Source organism: Nocardia fusca NBRC 14340, assembly GCF_001618425.1.
In the GTDB taxonomy this organism is placed as follows: Bacteria; Actinomycetota; Actinomycetes; order Mycobacteriales; family Mycobacteriaceae; genus Nocardia; species Nocardia fusca.
On sequence record NZ_BDCU01000028.1, the window covers coordinates 46,406 to 64,809 of the forward strand.

Genomic DNA, 18,404 nt, shown 5'->3' on the forward strand with positions numbered 1-18,404 from the left:
GCCACCCCCGTACAGGAGGCCGCCGACCGCGGCGCGGCGTACCGGCTCAGTCCTCTTCGCCCGCTGTGCCCCGGAGCCGTGCCAGCAGCCGTGGCGCGATCACCGAGAACGATTCCACCGTCGTCATCTCGTCGTGTGTCGCCGGTACCGCGTATTCGACGATCTCCCCGGCCACGTACGGCAACCAGTCCTCCGCCCGCGGACCGGGCTGCTGCGCACCCGGCGTGGGTACCTCGGCGCGGAAGAAATCGATGACGCCGCGGTAGGTCCGGGGCCGGTGTTCGGAGATCAGTTCCGCGGACCGCGCCGCGGTCCGGTACACCCCGCGCAACCGTTCCACCGGCAGGGCCAGCAACTCCGGCGGGATCAGTTCGTGCAGCCGTTCCAGTTCGGCGTCGGCGAGTTCGCCGACACCCCGGTCCGTCCCCGATTCCTCGGTCACGATGCCCTGTTCCACCAGCGCCGCACGGAGCAGGGTTTCGAAGATTCCCGGATCGACGGCGGGATGGCTGTCGAGCAGGGCCAGCATCTCGACCTGCTCCCCCGCCGCCTGCAATTCGGTGGCGATGGCGTGGGCCAGCACGCCGCCCAGGGACCAGCCGAGCAGGCGATACGGGCCGTCGGGCTGGATCCGCCGGATCTCCGACAGATACCGGGCCGCGATCTCCGCCAGCGAGTCCGGGGCGTAGTCGGGTTCGGTGTAGGCGGGCGACTGGAGGCCGTAGATCGGCTGATCGTCCGGCAGCAGTCCGGTCAGCGCGGCGAAACTCCACGCCAGCCCGTCCCGGGCGTGGACAGCGAAGATCGGAGTCGCCGTACCGGTGTCCCGGATGGGCAGCACCACCCGCAATGCCGCCTCGGACAGTTCCGCCGCGGCGCCCGGTTCGACGATCCGGGCGGCGAGCCCGGCGACCGTCGCCTCGGTGAACATCCACTGCACACTGATCTCGGCCCCGGTGATCGCACCCAGCCGGGCCGCCACCTTGGTCGCGAGCAGCGAGTTGCCGCCGAGGGCGAAGAACGAATCGTCCACACCGACCCGGTCGACGCCCAGGACTTCGGCGAAGACATCGGCGACGGTCTGTTCCAGCGGTGTGCGCGGGGCGCGGTAGCCGGCATCGGCCGCGAAAACCGGTTCGGGGAGCGCGTTGCGGTCCAGCTTCCCGGCGGGGGTCAGCGGGATCTCGTCGATCACCATGATCGACGACGGCACCATATGGCCCGGCAGTCGCGCCTCGATATGCGCCCGCACGCTCGCCGTATCGACCGAGGTCCCCGGTGCGGCCACCACATACGACACCAGCGATATGACGCCGGCCGGGTTGCGGTGCCCGACCGTGACCGCGAAGTCGACACCGGCGGAGGAGGTCAGCGCGGAGTCGATCTCGCCCAGTTCGATACGGAAACCGCGGATCTTGACCTGGAAGTCGTTGCGGCCCACATACTCCACCGCCGGATCACCGGCGCCGTCGCGCCGCCAGCGCACGATGTCACCGGTGCGGTACAACCGCGACCCCGGCGCGCCGAACGGGTCGGCGACGAATCGCTGCGCCGTCAGACCCGCTCGCGCGTGATAGCCGCGCGCCAGCTGGATACCACCGACATACAGCTCACCGGCCACACCCTCGGGCACCGGGTTGAGACGATCGTCCAGCACCAGCGCGCGCATACCCCGCACCGGACCGCCGATCGTCACCGGATCGCCCGGCAGCAGCGCGCCACTGATATTCGTCGCGACAGTGGCCTCGGTCGGACCGTAGGCGTTGTGCAGCCGGCGCTCGACCCCACCGTCACCGACGGTGGACCACTTCGCCACCAGATCCGCCGAGATGGCCTCACCACCGGCGATGATGACCCGCATACCCGCCAGATCGGCCGGATCCAGCGAGGCCAGCACCGACGGCGTGATCAATCCGACCGTCACCCGCTCCCGGGCGATCAGCTCGCCGAGCTCGGCGCCGCCGTAGGTCCCCGGCGGTACCACCACCAGGGCGCCCGCGGAACCCACCGCCAGCAGCAGTTCCAGGATCGAGGCGTCGAAACTCGCCGACGCGAACGCCAGCGCCCGCGAATGCCGGTTCAGTCCATACCTTTCGACCTGTTCGGCGCTGAAGTTCGCCAGACCGGCATGCGTGACGACGACGCCCTTGGGCAGACCTGTGGAGCCCGAGGTGTAGATGACGTAGGCGGTGTTCGCCGGAGTCAGCGGACGGACCCGGTCGGTGTCGGTGACAGCGGCACCGGAGTACCGCCGCGAATCCAGCTCGTCGAGCACCAGCCAGTCCACCGAATCCGGCAGCTCCGCCCGCATCGACGACACCGTCACACCCACCCGCGCCCGCGAATCGGTCAGCATATGCGCGATACGATCCGCCGGATAGGTCGGATCGACCGGCACGAACGCCGCACCCGACTTGGTCACCGCCCATTCGGCCAGCACCGAATCCGCCGACCGCGGCACCGCCACCGCCACCAGATCCTCGGCACCCAGGCCGCGCTCGATCAACACCCGTGCCAGCCGGTTCGAATGCTCGTCCAGCTCGCCGTAGGACAGCCGCTGATCCCGGAACACCACCGCCGGCGCCGACCGGTCCTCGGCCACCGCATCCGCCAACAACTCCGGCAATGTACGCGCCGGCACCGCCGGACCACCGTGGACATGGGTGAGCAGCCGGTGTTCGGACTCGTCGATGATCGGGAGATCACCGATGCGTGCTTCCGGATTCCGGGTGACAGCGGTCAGCAGGCGCAGGAACCGGCGCGCGAAGAGCTCGACGGTGTCCGCGTCGAACAGCGCGCGGGCATAGGAGAACTGCGCCGCCATACCAGCGCCGGTTTCGACGACATCGAGCGAGAGATCGAACTTGGCGATCTCGACATCGAAATCGACGGCGCCGATCCGCAGTCCGGGCAGCTCGACCTCGGTGACCGGTTGGTTCTCGAACGAGAGAGCCACCTGGAAGAGCGGATGCCGGGCGGTGGAACGCTGCACACCCACCACTTCCACCAACCGCTCGAACGGCACGTCCGCGTTCGCGAACGACTGCAGGTCGGTTTCCCTGGTCGCCGCGAGGAATTCACCGAAGCTCAGCTCGCTTCGTATCTGCGACCGCAGTACCAGCATGTTGACGAACATTCCGACCACGTCGTCGAGTTCGGCCTCACCGCGGCCGGCGACGGGTGTGCCCACCGCCACGTCGTCGGTGCCGGACATCCGCGCCAGGAACAGCGCCAGCACCGCGTGCACCACCATGAACACGGTCGCGTTGTGTTCGGCGGCCAACCGGGTCAGAGCCGCGTGCACCTCGGCATCGATCGAGAACGCGACCTTGCCGCCGGCGAACGACTGCACGCTCGGCCGCGGCCGATCGGCCGGCAGGTTCAGCTCGTCCGGCAGGCCGGCCAGCGCCGTGCGCCAGTACTCGACCTGCGCACTGAACAGGCTGTCCGGATCGTGCTCCGAGCCGAGGACCTCCCGCTGCCAGAGGCTGTAGTCGGCATACTGCACCGGCAGGGGCGCCCAGCCGGGGCTGGAGTCCGCGGCGCGCGCCAGGTACGCGGTGATCAGATCCCGGGTCAGCGGCGCTATCGACCAGCCGTCGGCGCTGATGTGATGCACCACGGCCACCAGCACGTATTCGTCCTCGGCCGGCTGGAACAGCGCCACCCGCAACGGCACCTCGGTCGTCACATCGAAGCCGGCGGCGACCACGCCGGTGACCCGGTCGAGCAATTCGTCCGCCCGCACCGGAAGCGGAGTGAGGTCGGGCGCGGCGCGGTCGGCCGGCAGCACCAGCTGGTACGGCTGCCCGTCTTGCGCCGGGTACACGGTGCGCAGGGTCTCGTGCCGCTGCACCACATCGGCCACGGCGTGCCGCAGCGCGGCCACATCGAGCCCACCGGAGAGGCGGATCGCGGCGGGGATGTTGTAGGCCGCCGATCCGGGATCGAACCGGTTGAGGAACCACATGCGCTGCTGGGCCGGGGACAACGGCACATATTCCGGTCGCGGACCTGCCAGCAGGGCCTTGCGTCCACCGGTTCCGGCGTGCTGTTCGGCCCGTACCGCGAGGGCGGCCACCGTCGGCGCCTCGAACAGCACCCGCACCGGCACCTGGGTATCGAGCGCCTTGCCCAACCGAGCGGCCACCTGCGTCGCGATCAGCGAGTTGCCACCGAGAGAGAAGAAGTCGTCATCGACACCGACCCGGTCCACACCCAAGACCTCGGCGAAGATCCCGGACACGATCTCCTCGACCGGGGTCGAGGGGGCCCGGAACTCGCGAGCCTCGAACACCGGCTCCGGCAGTGCTTTACGGTCCAGCTTGCCGTTCACCGTCAACGGCAACGCCGCGAGTTCGACGAACACCGCCGGCACCATGTACGACGGCAATCGCCGCCCCAACTCCGCCTGGACTTCGCCGAGATCCAGCCCGGGAGTCTCGCTCGTGACCACGGCACCGTCAGCAGGCACGACGTACCCGACCAAACGATCCCCGGTCCGTGGATCGGACCCGGCGACCACTACAGCCTGCGCGATCTGCGGCAACGCCAGCAACGCCGCCTCGATCTCGCCCAACTCGATACGGAACCCACGCACCTTGACCTGGAAATCGGACCGGCCCCGATACTCCAACTCGCCATCGGTGTTCCACACCACCACATCACCGGTGCGATACATCCGCCGGCCCGCCACGAACGGATCGGCGACGAACCGCTCGGCACTCAGATCCGGGCGGCCGAAATATCCGTGCGCCAACTGCGCACCGGCCAGATACAACTCACCCGCCACACCGTCGGGCACCGGCCGCAAACGACCGTCCAGCACATACACCCGGCTGTTCCACTGCGGCACACCGATCGGCACCGAGGTCCGATCCGCGTCGGTCACCTTGTGCGTGGTGATCGAGACCGCGGCCTCGGTCGGGCCGTACAGGTTGAACAGTCCGATACCCGGCCGCGCGGCCAGCACCCGCTGCGCCGTCGCCCCCGGCAACGCCTCACCGATGGCCAGCACCCGCCGCAACGACTCCGCCAGGCCCTCACCCGTGGCCAGCAGCCCGTCCAGCATGGACGGCACCACCGTCAACGTGGTCACCTGTTCACGGCGCATCAACCCGGTCAGATAGCCCGGATCCCGATGGCCCTGCGGTTCGGCGATGACCATCCGGCCGCCACATACCGCCGCGGTCCAGAACTCCCACACCGACAGATCGAATGTCGCCGCGGTCTTCAACAACACCGCGTCCCCGGGGCCCATGCCGAACTCGGCTACCACATACCGCAACTGGTTCGCGATCGCCACGTGCGGGACCGCCACACCCTTCGGGCGGCCCGTCGAACCCGACGTGAAGATCACATACGCCGTATTTCCGGCACGCAACGCCGTCACACGCTCGGCATCCGACACCGGGCTCGTATCGAAACCCTCGAGGTCCAGCCGATCCAACAGCACCAGCGGAACCTCACCGGTACCACCGAATCCGGTGTCGGTGGTGGTCAGCACACACACCGGTGCCGCGGTGTCGAGGATGTAGCCACTGCGCTCGGCCGGCTGGTCCGGGTCCACCGGCACATACACACCACCGGCCGCGGCCACCGCGTACATCGCGACCACCAGGTCCACCGACCGCCGCAACGCCAGCGCCACCCGGTCCTCCGGGCCCACACCCTCGCCGATCAGGTATCGCGCCAACCGGTTGACCCGCGCACCCAATTCGGCATACGTCAGATGCCCACCGCCGGCGGCCACCAGGGCGGTCTCGTACGGTCCGGCCGCGACCGTGGCATCCAGCAGCGATGCCAGGGTCGCCGACGAGTCGAGTTGCCGCTCGGTCGAATTCCGGTCTTCGACAACCGTCGTCCGCTCCGTGGGGGCCAGAATCTCGATATCGCCCACCGGCACGGAGGGGTCGGCCGCGATCCCGGCCAGCACGCGGAGCAACCGGTCCACGAATCCCTGCACCGTGGCGTGGTCGAACAACGCGGTGGCATAGGTCAGGTAACCCGCCATGCCCTGGGCAGCGCCCGTTTCGTCGTAGACGTCACCCACGATCAGATGCAGATCGAACTGCGACATCTCGGCATCGATATCGACGCCGGCCACCGTCAGGCCGGGCAGTTCCAGACTGGTCTGCGCCAGGTTCTGGAAGGAGAATCCCACCTGGAACAGCGGGTGCCGCGCGGTGGATCGGGCCGGGTTGAGTACCTCGACCAGACGCTCGAACGGCACATCCGCATGCGCGAAGGCGGCGATATCCACCTCACGCTGGCGCGCCAGCAGGTCGGTGAACGACTCCCCACGGTCCAGCCGGGTCCGGAACACCAGCGTGTTCACGAACATACCGATCAGATCATCGAGGGCCTGCTCGCCGCGGCCGGCCACCGGGGTACCGACGGTGATGTCCTCGGTCCCGGACAGCCGCGACAGCAGCACCGCGAACGCCGAATGCACCACCATGAACAGCGTCGCGTTGTGCTGCTGCGCCAACCGCAGCAGGCCGGTATGGGTTTCGGCGTCGATCCGCACCTCGACCCGGCCACCGGCATAGGACTGCACCGCCGGGCGCGGCCGGTCGCTGGGCAGGTCCAGTTGATCCGGCACTCCGGCCAGCGCCGACCGCCAGTAGGCGATCTGCGCGGCCGCCAGCGACTCCGGATCGGCTTCGTCGCCCAGCAGTTCGCGCTGCCACAGCGCGTAGTCGGCGTACTGCACCGGCAACGGCGCCCACCCCGGTTCGAATCCGGCTGTACGGGCGGCATAGGCGGTCATCACATCGCGGGCCAATGGTCCTACCGAGGAGCCGTCACCGGCGATATGGTGCACCACCATCGCCAAGACGAAATCACCGGTCGCGCCGTGCGCGTCGCCCGCCCCATCGGTGGCGGATCCATCGCCCGCCGCACCGGCATCGGCCAGCTCGAACAGCGCCACCCGCAGTGGTACTTCGGCGGTGACATCGAAACCGACCGATACCAGCTCGGCCACGGCGGCCACCACCTCCGCGGCGGCCAGCGAACGCACCTCCAGCAGCGGAGTGGCGGTGCCGGCGGGTAGCACCACCTGCACCGGACCGTTCTCGGTTTCCGGATACACCGTACGCAGCACCTCGTGCCGCGCCACCAGATCGGCCACCGCCGCCCGCAGCGCGGCCACATCCAGCTCACCCGACAGGCGAATGGCCAACGGAATGTTGTAGGCCGCCGACTGCTGATCGAAGCGGTTGAGGAACCACATCCGCTGCTGCGCCGGCGACAACGGCACCTGTTCCGGCCGCGGCCCCGCCACCAGTGCCTTACGTCCCGATCCGGCCTGCTGTTCCACCCGCACCGCCAGCCCCGCCACGGTGGAGGCTTCGAACAGCACCCGTACCGGCACCTGGGTATCCAGCGCCGCACCCAGCCGGGCCGTCACCTGCGTCGCGACCAGCGAGTTACCACCGAGGGCGAAGAAATCATCCTCCGCACCGACCCGCTCGATACCGAGTACCTCGGCGAAGACCCCCGCCACGATCTCCTCGACCGGAGTCGACGGCGCCCGGAACTCCCGCGCCTCGAACACCGGTTCCGGCAGCGCTTTACGGTCCAGTTTCCCGGAGGTGTTCAACGGGAACGTTTCGAGCACGACCACCGCCGCCGGAACCATGTAGACCGGCAGCACACCGCGCAGCGCATCGCGCAGCGCCGCGGAAACAATCTGCTCTCCGGGGGCCGGCACCACATAGGCGACCAACTGCTCACCCAGCTCGGACACCGCGACCGTCACGACGGCCTGACTCACCACCGGCTGCGCCAGCAACGCCGATTCGATCTCACCGAGCTCGATGCGCTGACCACGGAACTTCACCTGGAAATCGGTACGGCCCAGATACTCCAGCGCCGGCCGGATTTCCGGGCGGCCGTCGACCAGGGTCTCGGCCAGCCGCCACCGCACCAGGTCACCCGTGCGGTACATCCGCCGACCCGCATCGAACGGACTCGCCACAAAACGATCCGACGACAAATCCGGACGCGTCACATAACCACGAGCCAACTGATCACCCGCCAGATACAGCTCACCCACCACACCCGCGGGCACCGGCCCCAACCGGGAATCCAACACGTAGACGCGGGTGTTCCACTCCGGCACGCCGATCGGCACGCCGGCCGACTCGGTACCGGTCGCCTGCCAATACGTGACCGTCACTGCCGCCTCGGTCGGACCGTATACGTTGTGCACCGCGGCATCGGAGATCGCCTGCATCGCGCCGACCGTCTCCGGCGGCAAGGCTTCACCGAGCGCGAAGACATGCTCGAGCGATGGAATCGAACCCGCCGCGGTATGCGCGGCGAACATACTCAGCATCGACGGCACGAAGTCGGTCATCGTCACCCGCTGCTCGGCGATGACCCGCGCCAGGTACTCCACATCCCGATGGCCGTCGGGGGTCGCGATCACCAGGCGCGCCCCCACCGCCAACGGCAGGAAGTAACCCCACAGCGATACATCGAATGTCGTCGCCGTCTTCTGCAGATACACATCGTCGGCGTCCAGCCGGTACTGCGCCAGCCACCACGCGACCTGATTCACGATCGCCGAATGCGGAACCGCCACACCCTTCGGCCGGCCCGTGGAGCCCGACGTGAAGATCACATACGCCGTATTCGCCGACCGTACCGGCGCCCGCCGATCCGCATCGGTCACCGGCGACGAGTCGTAACCACCGGTGTCGAGGCCGTCCAGGATCAGCGCCGGCACACCCGCGAGTCCGTCCGCGCCGACGCCGACGGACCGCGCATCGGCCGTGGTGGTCAGCAGACACACCGGTGCCGCGGTATCGAGGATGTAGCCGATACGTTCGGCAGGATGCGCCGGGTCCAGCGGCACATACGCACCGCCCGCCGCCACCACCGCGTACATACCGACCACCAGGTCGATCGACCGGGAGATCAGCACCCCGACCAGCGATTCCGGACCCACACCCTGCGCGATCAACAACCGCGCCAACCGGTTCACCCGGCCCGCGAACTCGGCGTACGTCAGGGTGGTGCCCTCGAAGGACAGCGCCACTCGATCGGGATACGCGGCCACCGCCCGCTCGAACCCGTCCAGCAGCAATTGCGCCGGCACCGCGCGCTCGGTCGCGTTCCACTCCGCCAGCACCCGCGTGCGTTCGGCGGGAGCCAGGATCTCGAAGTCACCGACCGGTGTCGCGGGATCGGCCACGATCGCACCGAGCAACCGGGTGAAGCGGTCGGCGAAGCCGGCCGCCGTTTCCTGGTCGAACAACGCCGTGGCGTAGCTCAGATAACCCGCCACGCCCTGCGGAGCACCCGAATCGTCGTAGGCGTCGGCGAGGACGAGGTTCAGGTCGAACTGGGAGTTCTCGGTATCGATCTCCACCCCGGATACCGTCAGGCCCGGCAGTTCCAGACTCGACGCCGCCAGGTTCTGGAAGGTGAACCCGACCTGGAACAACGGATGCCGCGCCTGCGAACGCGCCGGGTTGATCACCTCGACCAGACGTTCGAACGGCACATCCGCATGCGCGAACGCCGCGATATCGATGTCACGCTGCCGTGCCAGCAGATCCGTGAACGATTCACCACGATCCAGCCGGGTCCGGAACACCAACGTGTTCACGAACATACCGATCAGATCATCGAGCGCCTGCTCACCGCGACCCGCGACCGGGGTACCCACTGTGATGTCATCGCTTCCGGACAACCGCGACAGCAATACCGCGAACGCCGTATGCGCCACCATGAACAGAGTGGCGCCCTGCTGCTGCGCCAGTCGCTGCAGACCGGCGTGGGTCGCGGCGTCGATATGGAGCCCCACCCGGCGGCCGGCGAACGACTGCACCGCCGGACGCGGCCGGTCCATCGGCAGGTCCAGCTGATCCGGCACCCCGGCCAGCGTCGACTGCCAGAAGGCGAGTTGCTGTGCCGCCGGTGACTCCTCGTCGGATTCGTCGCCCAGCAGGTCCCGCTGCCAGATGCTGTAGTCGGCGTACTGCACCGGCAACGCCGGCCAGCTCGGGGCTTCCCCGGCCGCGCGGGCCGCGTACGCGGTCATCAGATCCCGCGTCAACGGCCCCGCCGAGGACCCGTCAGCGGCGATGTGGTGCACCACCATCACCATCACGAACTCGTCGGCGGCGTCGTCCACTCGGAACAGGGCCACCCGCAGCGGCACCTCGACCGTCACATCGAATCCGACCGACGCCAGTTCCGCCACCGCCGCCGCGACCGCACCGGCGGCCACGGACCGCACCTCGAGCCGCGGAACAGCCTGCCCGGCCGACAACACCACCTGCACCGGGCCGGACTCGGTCTCCGGGTAGACCGTCCGCAGCACCTCGTGCCGCGCGACGACATCGGCGACGGCCCGCCGCAACGCGTCCACATCGAGACCGCCCGACAAGCGGATCGCCAACGGCAGATTGTAGGCCGCCGTTGCACCGTCGAAGCGGTTCAGGAACCACATCCGCTGCTGCGCCGGCGACAACGGCGCCGCCTGCACCGTCTCGCCCGACAGCAGGGTCCGGCTCGGACGCGGCTGCGCCACCAGCGCCGCCCTACCGCCGGAACCGGCCTGCTCCTGGATCCGCGCGGCCAACGCGGCGACGGTGGAGGTCTCGAACAGCGACCGGACCGCGACCGTGGTGTCCAATGCCGCACTCAGCCGCGCCGCGACCTGGGTCGCGATCAGCGAGTTACCACCGAGGGCGAAGAAATCGTCGTCGGCGCCGACCCGCCGCACGTCGAGGACGCCGGCGAACACACCGGCCACGATCTCCTCGATCGGGGTCGACGGCGCCCGGAACTCCTTGGTCTCGAATACCGGCGCCGGCAACGCTTTACGATCCAGCTTCCCGGAAGTGTTCAGCGGGAACGCGTCCAATCCGACCACGGCCGCCGGGACCATGTAGGTGGGCAGCACATCCCGGACTGCCTCGAGCAGTTCGGTGGAGTTCAGCTGCTCGCCCGGAGCCGGTACGACGTAGGCGACGAGTTGCTCACCGAGCTGGGAAGCGGCGACGGTGACCACGGCCTGGCTCACCTGGGGCCGGGCCAGGAACGCGGACTCGATCTCACCGAGCTCGATGCGCTGACCGCGGAACTTCACCTGGAAATCGGTGCGCCCCAGGTATTCCAGTACCGGTTGACCGTCGACCCGCTGCCACCGCACCAGGTCACCCGTGCGATACATCCGCTGTCCCGTACCGAACGGACTCGCCACGAACCGATCGGCGGAAAGGTCCGGACGCGTCACATAGCCACGAGCAAGCTGATCACCTGCCAGATACAACTCACCCGTGACACCCGCGGGAACCGGCCGCAACCTGCTGTCGAGCACATACACGCGGCTGTTCCACTGCGGCACACCGATCGGCACACTGCCCGGCTCGGCGCCCGTGGCCTGCCAATAGGTGATCGACACCGCGGCCTCGGTCGGTCCGTACAAGTTGTGCACCGCGGCGTCGGAGACCGCGTGCATGGCGGTCACCGTTGCCGGGGGCAGGGCCTCACCGATGGCGAATACGTGCCGCAGGCTCGGAATCGACCCCGCCTCGGTATGCGCGGCGAACATCGTCAACATCGACGGCACGAAATCCGTCACCGTGACCTGCTGTTCAGCGATCATCCGCGCGAGATAGGCCGGGTCACGATGACCATCCGGCGTCGCCACCACCAACCGGGCGCCGACGGACAGCGGCAGGAAGTAACCCCACAGCGACACGTCGAACGTCGTCGCGGTCTTCTGCAGATACACATCCGAGATACCCATCGGGTACTGCGACAGCATCCAGGCCACCTGGTTCGCGATCGCCGAATGCGGCACCGCCACACCCTTCGGACGGCCGGTCGAACCCGAGGTGAAGATGACGTACGCGGTATTGCCGGGCCGCACCGGCGCGAGCCGATCCGCATCGGTCACCGGCGCAGGATCGAAACCGCTGGTGTCGAGAGTATCCAGGAAGAGCAACGGTACCCCGGCGATTTCACCCGTACCGGCGTCGGCTGCGACTGCGTCGCCGCCTACGGTTCGCGCGTCGGTAGTCGTGGACAGCAGGCAGGCAGGCCGCGCGGTCTCCAGGATGTAGCCGATCCGCTCCGCGGGATGGGCCGGATCCAACGGCACATACGCACCACCCGCGGCCACCACCGCATACATCCCGACCACCAGGTCCAGCGACCGGGACACCAGCAAACCGACCAGCGACTCCGGACCCACACCCTGCGCGACCAGCAACCGCGCCAACCGGTTCACCCGAGTGGCGAACTCGCCATAGGACAGACTCGTCCCCTCGAACGACACCGCGACCCGGTCCGGGTGAGTCGTCACCGCCCGATCGAAGCCTTCCAGCAGCAGCCGAGGGGTGAAGGGGTAAGCGGTGGCGTTCCACTGCTCCAGCACCCGGGTCCGCTCCACCGGCGCCAGGATCTCGAGGTCGCCGACCGGCACGGAAGAATCCGCTACCACTGCGGCCAGCAAGCGCACGAAGCGGTCCGCGAATCCCTGAACGGTGGCGTGGTCGAACAACGCGGTGGCATAGGTCAGGTAACCCGCCACGCCCAAGGGCGCACCCGATTCGTCATAGGAATCACCGAGGTCCAGGTTCAGATCGAACTGTGAGATCGCGGTATCGAAATCCAATCCCGAAACCGTCAGGCCCGGCAACTCCAGACTGGACGGCGCCAGGTTCTGGAACGCGAAACCGACCTGGAACAACGGATGCCGCGCTTGTGACCGGGCGGGATCGAGTACCTCTACCAGCCGCTCGAACGGCACATCCCCGTGCGCGAACGCCGCGATATCGACCTCACGCTGCCGCGCCAGCAGATCCGCGAACGACTCACCACGATCCAGCTGCGTCCGGAACACCAGGGTGTTCACGAACATGCCGATCAGATCATCGAGCGCCTGCTCACCACGACCCGCCACCGGCGTGCCGATGGTGATGTCATCGGTACCCGACAGGCGCGCCAGCAACACCGCCAGCGCCGCGTGCACGACCATGAACAGCGTCGCGTTCTGCTGCTGGGCGATCCGCTGCAAACCGGCATGGATCTCGGCATCGACAACGACCTCGACCCGGCCGCCCGCGAAGGACTGCACCGCCGGACGCGCCCGATCCGTCGGCAGATCCAGCTGATCCGGCACCCCGGCCAGCGCCGACTGCCAGTAGGCGATTTGAGCCGCCGCGATCGACTCCGGATCGGATTCGTCACCCAGCAACTCACGCTGCCACAGCGCGTAATCGGCGTACTGCACCGGCAACGGCGCCCACCCCGGCGCTTCCCCGGCAGTACGCGCCACATACGCGGTCATCAGATCCCGCGTCAGCGGAGCCACCGACAAGCCGTCACCGGCGATATGGTGCACCACCATCGCCAACACGAATTCGTCCACCGCATCGCCGATATCCGATCCGGCACCGGCGGCCGCCGCGTCGTGCACCCGGAACAGGGCTACCCGCATCGGCACCTCGGCCGTCACATCGAAACCGGCCGACGCCAGCTCCGCCACCGCCGAAACTTCCTCCCCCGCCGCGACCGAACTCACCTGCAACCGCGGCGCGGCTTCACCGACCGGCAACACCACCTGCACCGGACCCGCCTCGGTCTCCGGATACACCGTCCGCAACACCTCGTGCCGCGTCACCAGATCCGCGACGGCGGCACGCAAGGCGTCCACATCGAGCGCACCCGACAATCGGATCGCCATCGGAATGTTGTAGGCGACCGACTCCGGATCGAACCGGTTCAGGAACCACATCCGCTGCTGCGACAACGACAACGGCACCCGCTCCGGCCGCTCCCGCGCCACCAGCGGCCGATGGCCACCGGATCCGCTCAGCTCGGCCAGCCGTTCGGCGAACTCGGCCACCGTGGGGGCCTCGAACAACACCCGCGCCGGAATCCGGGCGTCCACAGTGGCGCCCAACCGGCCCGCGACCTGGGCGGCGATCAGCGAATTTCCACCGAGTTCGAAGAAATCGTCGTCCGCGCCGACCGGATCGACGGGATTCAGCAGATCAGCGAAAACAGCCGCGACCTGCTTCTCCAACGGGCTGTCCGGCGCCCGGTACGCCTTGGTCCGCAACTGCGGTTCGGGCAGCGCGCGGCGATCGACCTTGCCACCCGGAGTAAGAGGGATCTCGTCGAGGACGGTGATACTCGCCGGAACCATGTACGCGGGGAACCGGCTCGCGGCCAGCGCGAGCAGCTCGTCGGGGTCGACAGCGGCCCCGGCGGCCGGATGCACATAGCTGGCCAGGACGGTCGCGCCGCTGGATGGCTCGTAGCCTACGGTGACGGAGAAATCCACCGATTCGTGTGTGGCCAGTACGGCGTCGATCTCACCGAGCTCGATCCGGAAGCCACGGATCTTCACCTGGAAGTCGTTGCGGCCCACATATTCCAGTGATCCGTCGGCCAGCCAGCGCACCAGGTCGCCGGTGCGGTAGAGCCGGGAGCCGTCTTCGGCGAACGGGTTGGCCACGAAACGTTCCGCGGTCGGCCCGGGCCGGTTGCGATAGCCGCGCGCCAACTGGGCGCCGCTGATATAGAGTTCGCCCGTCACCCCGGTCGGAAGTGGGGAAAGCCGTTCGTCCAGGACGTATTCGGTGATACCGCGGGTGGGCGCGCCGATGCTCACCGGCTCGTCCGGCTTCATCGGGTCACTGATATTGACCGCGACCGTGGTCTCGGTCGGGCCATAGGCGTTGAAGAACTCCCGCGGACGCCCGTCCGCCGGGGGAACGGCCCAGCGCCGCACCAGGTCCGGCGGGCACGCCTCACCGCCGGTGATCACCACACGCAGATCGTCCAGGCCCGCCGGATCGATCGAGGCCAGCGCGGCCGGCGTGACGAAGGCATGGGTCACCCCTTCACTACGCAGCAACCCGGCCAGTTCGTCGCCGCCGTACACCGTAGGCGGGACCACCACCATGGTCGCCGCGCCGCCCAGCGCCAGCAGCAGTTCCAGCACCGAGGCGTCGAAGGAAGGGGAGGCGAAGTGCAGGGTACGAGCGGTCGTGTCGACCCGATACCGCTCCCGCTGCTCGGCGCAGAACCCGGCCAGCCCGGCCTGCGTGATCACCACGCCCTTCGGCGTCCCGGTCGAACCCGAGGTGTAGATGACGTAGGCCGGATGCTCGGCGCGCAGCGGCCGCAGCCGCTCGTCGAAGGACACCGGTTCGGCCGAGTACTGCGCGAGGCCGGCGGCGATCTCCGCGCTGTCGATGGATACCCACTCCACCCGACCGGGCAATCCGGCGGACGATTCCGTGACGGTCAGGCCGAGGACGGCACCGGAATCGACGACCATATGTGTGACGCGGTCCACCGGATAGGTGGGGTCGACGGGTACATAGCCGGCGCCGGTTTTGGCCACCGCCCATACCGCGACCACCGATTCGATCGAGCGGGTGATCCCGATCGCGACCAGATCCTCGGGCCCGATACCGCGGGCGATGAGCAGCCGGGCCAGCCGGTTGGAGCGCTCGTCCAGTTCGGCGTAGGTGAGTCGGCCGAGATTACCGGTGGCGTCGGCGTAGCTGATCGCGATACCCGAGGGGTTGGTCTCGACCGCCGTCGCCATGAGCTGGGGCAGGGTGGTCCCCCTGGGCCGCCGGGCTCGGGTGGGTCGGGTGCGCGCCGTTCGGGTCATGCCTACATCACTTCCTGGTGGTGGTCACACTGCTCACCGACAACCGAACCCATCAACCTGCCTTGCCTGCTTTGTTCGCTTCCTCCGGCGGTGCACCCGCGGACGGCAGACCGCTCCGACCTGCTGGGCGCACCTTGCGCAGGGCGCGGTCGATCGCCGCCGAACTCGCCGTCGTCCATCATTACATGGGCCGGAGATACCCATCTGTTACCACCGAGGATGCCGGCGCCCGGCGACGCGACCGGTCGCCCGGCGACGGTGACGCCGGGCGACCGCGGCCGCTACACCGCAGGCTCAATCCAGCAGATTGCTCAGCTCGAGCACCTGCTCCACCGCTGCCCACGCTCCGTCCGGCCGGCCCGCCTCCTCCAGGAGAAGCGCGGACAGATCCTCCAGGGCGTCCGGTTCCAAGGCGTCGAGGCCCGCCCGGTCGATCCACAGGTGTGTGACCCATTCGTCGCCGAGCGCCGCGCCGGTGACCTCGGGTACGAGCACCACCGCCGCGCCCGCCGCGCCCGCCGCCACGATCTCCGCCACCGCGGCCGGACTATTGGTACGGCCGTACCGGAAGGTCCGGGATTCGTAGGTCAGCTCGGTCACGGTGTGCACTTCGGCCACCACGGCGGCCAGCTCGTCGTAGGACAGCACACGGCCACCGGCGCCGACGCATACCGGATCGCCGCCCTGCAACGGCCGGACCCGATCGGCGTAGGTCACCGGACGGGACGACTCCGCCGCGATCTCCGCGATACGCGCCGGATCGTCCAGCACCAGCCAGTCGATACCCGGCGCGGCCGGCGGCGCGCCCGCCACGAGGCCGGCCTCGACCGACAGGCCCGCGGCCGCGGCGGCAGTCACCGCGTCGGCGGGCACCAGCGCCGCACCCGCCTTGAGCACCGCCCAGGTCGCGACGGCCGCGTCGACCCCGCGTTCGAGCCGCAGCACCACACCGGTACCCGGCCCGTACCCGCGCCCTATCAGGACCCGGGCCAGTCGCGACGAACGCGCGTCCAGCTCCTGATAGGTGACCTCTTCCTCGCCCCACACCACCGCGGGGGCTTCCGGATCGTCCTCCACCGACGCGCGCAGCGTCTGCGGCAACGCGGTACCGGTGGTGGCAGCGGGCGCCACCTGCTGCGCGGGCGCCGCCATCCGGTCACGTTCGGCGGTATCGAGGATATCGATCTCACCCACCCTGACCTGCGGATCGGCGGCCACCGCGGTGAGGATCCGGGCGAACCGGCGACCGAAGGACTGCACGGTCGATTCGTCGAACAGGTCGGTGGCGTACCCGAATACCGACCACAGTTCCCCGAATCCGCCGTCGGCGTCCCGCTGCGGGTCGATACCGATCTGGAGATCGAACTTCGCGGCCAGTGCCTGCTCGCCCAGCGCCTGCACACTCAGCCCGGGCAGATCCAGCGTGGGCTGTTCGGTGTTCTGGAAGGACAGCACCACGCCGAGCAGCGGGTTGTGCGCGGTGGTCCGGCCCGGCAGGACCGCTCCCACCACCTGCTCGAACGGGATATCGGCATTCGCGAATGCCGACAGGTCCGTCTCCCGGGCCTGCTCCAGCAGTTCGGCGAAGGTCATATCGGGTTCCACCTTGGTACGCAGCGCCAGGGTGTTGACGAACATACCGACCAGATCGTCGAGCTCCTGCTCCCCGCGTCCGGCGATCGGAGTGCCGACCACGACATCGCCGGCGTTGGTGAGCCGGGACAACAGCACGGCCACCGCGGCATGCATCACCATGAACAGGGTCACGCCGTGCGCTCGCGCCGACTCGTCCAGCGAGCGGTGCACCTCGGCCTCGATGGCGAAACTCGTCAGCCCGCCGCGCATCGACGGTACCGGCGGACGCGGCCGGTCCAGCGGCAGCTCGACATCTACGGCAACCCCGTCGAGTTGTTTCTGCCAGTACGCCAACTGGCCGGCGGCCGGCGAGGTCGGGTCGGTTTCGTCACCGACCACCGCACGCTGCCACAGTGCGAAGTCCGCGTACTGCACCGGCAACGGCGACCAGCCCGGCGAATCACCACCGACACGAGCCAGGTAGGCCGTCATCAGGTCCCGGGCCAGTGGCGCCATCGAGGCACCGTCGGCCGCGATGTGGTGCGCGACGAACGCGAGCACATGGTCGCCGGGGCCGGTTTCGAGCAGCAGTACCCGGACCGGCACCTCCTGGGTGACGTCGAAACCGGCCGACATCAGCTCGCTGATCCGAGCCACCGGATCAGCGGCGGCAGCGATCTCGAGGCCGCTACCGAGAACCTGCGCCGCCGGCAGGACCTCCTGATACGGGCGATCGCCCGGGCCGACCGGATACCGCGTCCGCAGCGTTTCGTGTCGTTCCAGCACATCCGCGACCGCCGCGTGCATCGCGGCGACATCCAGTTCACCTGTCAGCCGGATCGCCATCGGAATGTTGTACGCCGGCGAACTGGGATCGAACTGGTTGATCAGCCACATGCGCTGCTGCGCCAGTGACAACGGCACCCGCTCCGGCCGCGGCTGCGCCACCAGCGGCGTCCGCCCACCGGACCCGGCGTGCTGCTCCACCCGCACCGCCAGACCGGCCACCGTCGAAGCCTCGAACAGAGCCCGCACCGGGACAGTCGTGTCGAGTGCCTTGCCCAACCGCGCCGCAACCTGCGTCGCGATCAGCGAATTACCACCGAGGGCGAAGAAATCGTCATCGGCGCCGACCCGGTCCACACCGAGCACCTCGGCGAACGTATTC

At 68.7% G+C, this 18,404-nt stretch carries 1 protein-coding gene and 1 pseudogene; both read right to left on the reverse strand.

The features are described 5' to 3' along the window. Positions 1-46: 46 nt before the first annotated feature. Positions 47-15,610, reverse strand: a pseudogene (locus NF4_RS17320) (non-ribosomal peptide synthetase); the annotation flags it as partial. Between the two features lie 345 nt (positions 15,611-15,955). Further along, positions 15,956-18,404 (reverse strand): condensation domain-containing protein (locus tag NF4_RS17325; protein WP_157120397.1); only part of this gene is annotated, 2,449 nt, incomplete at its 5' end.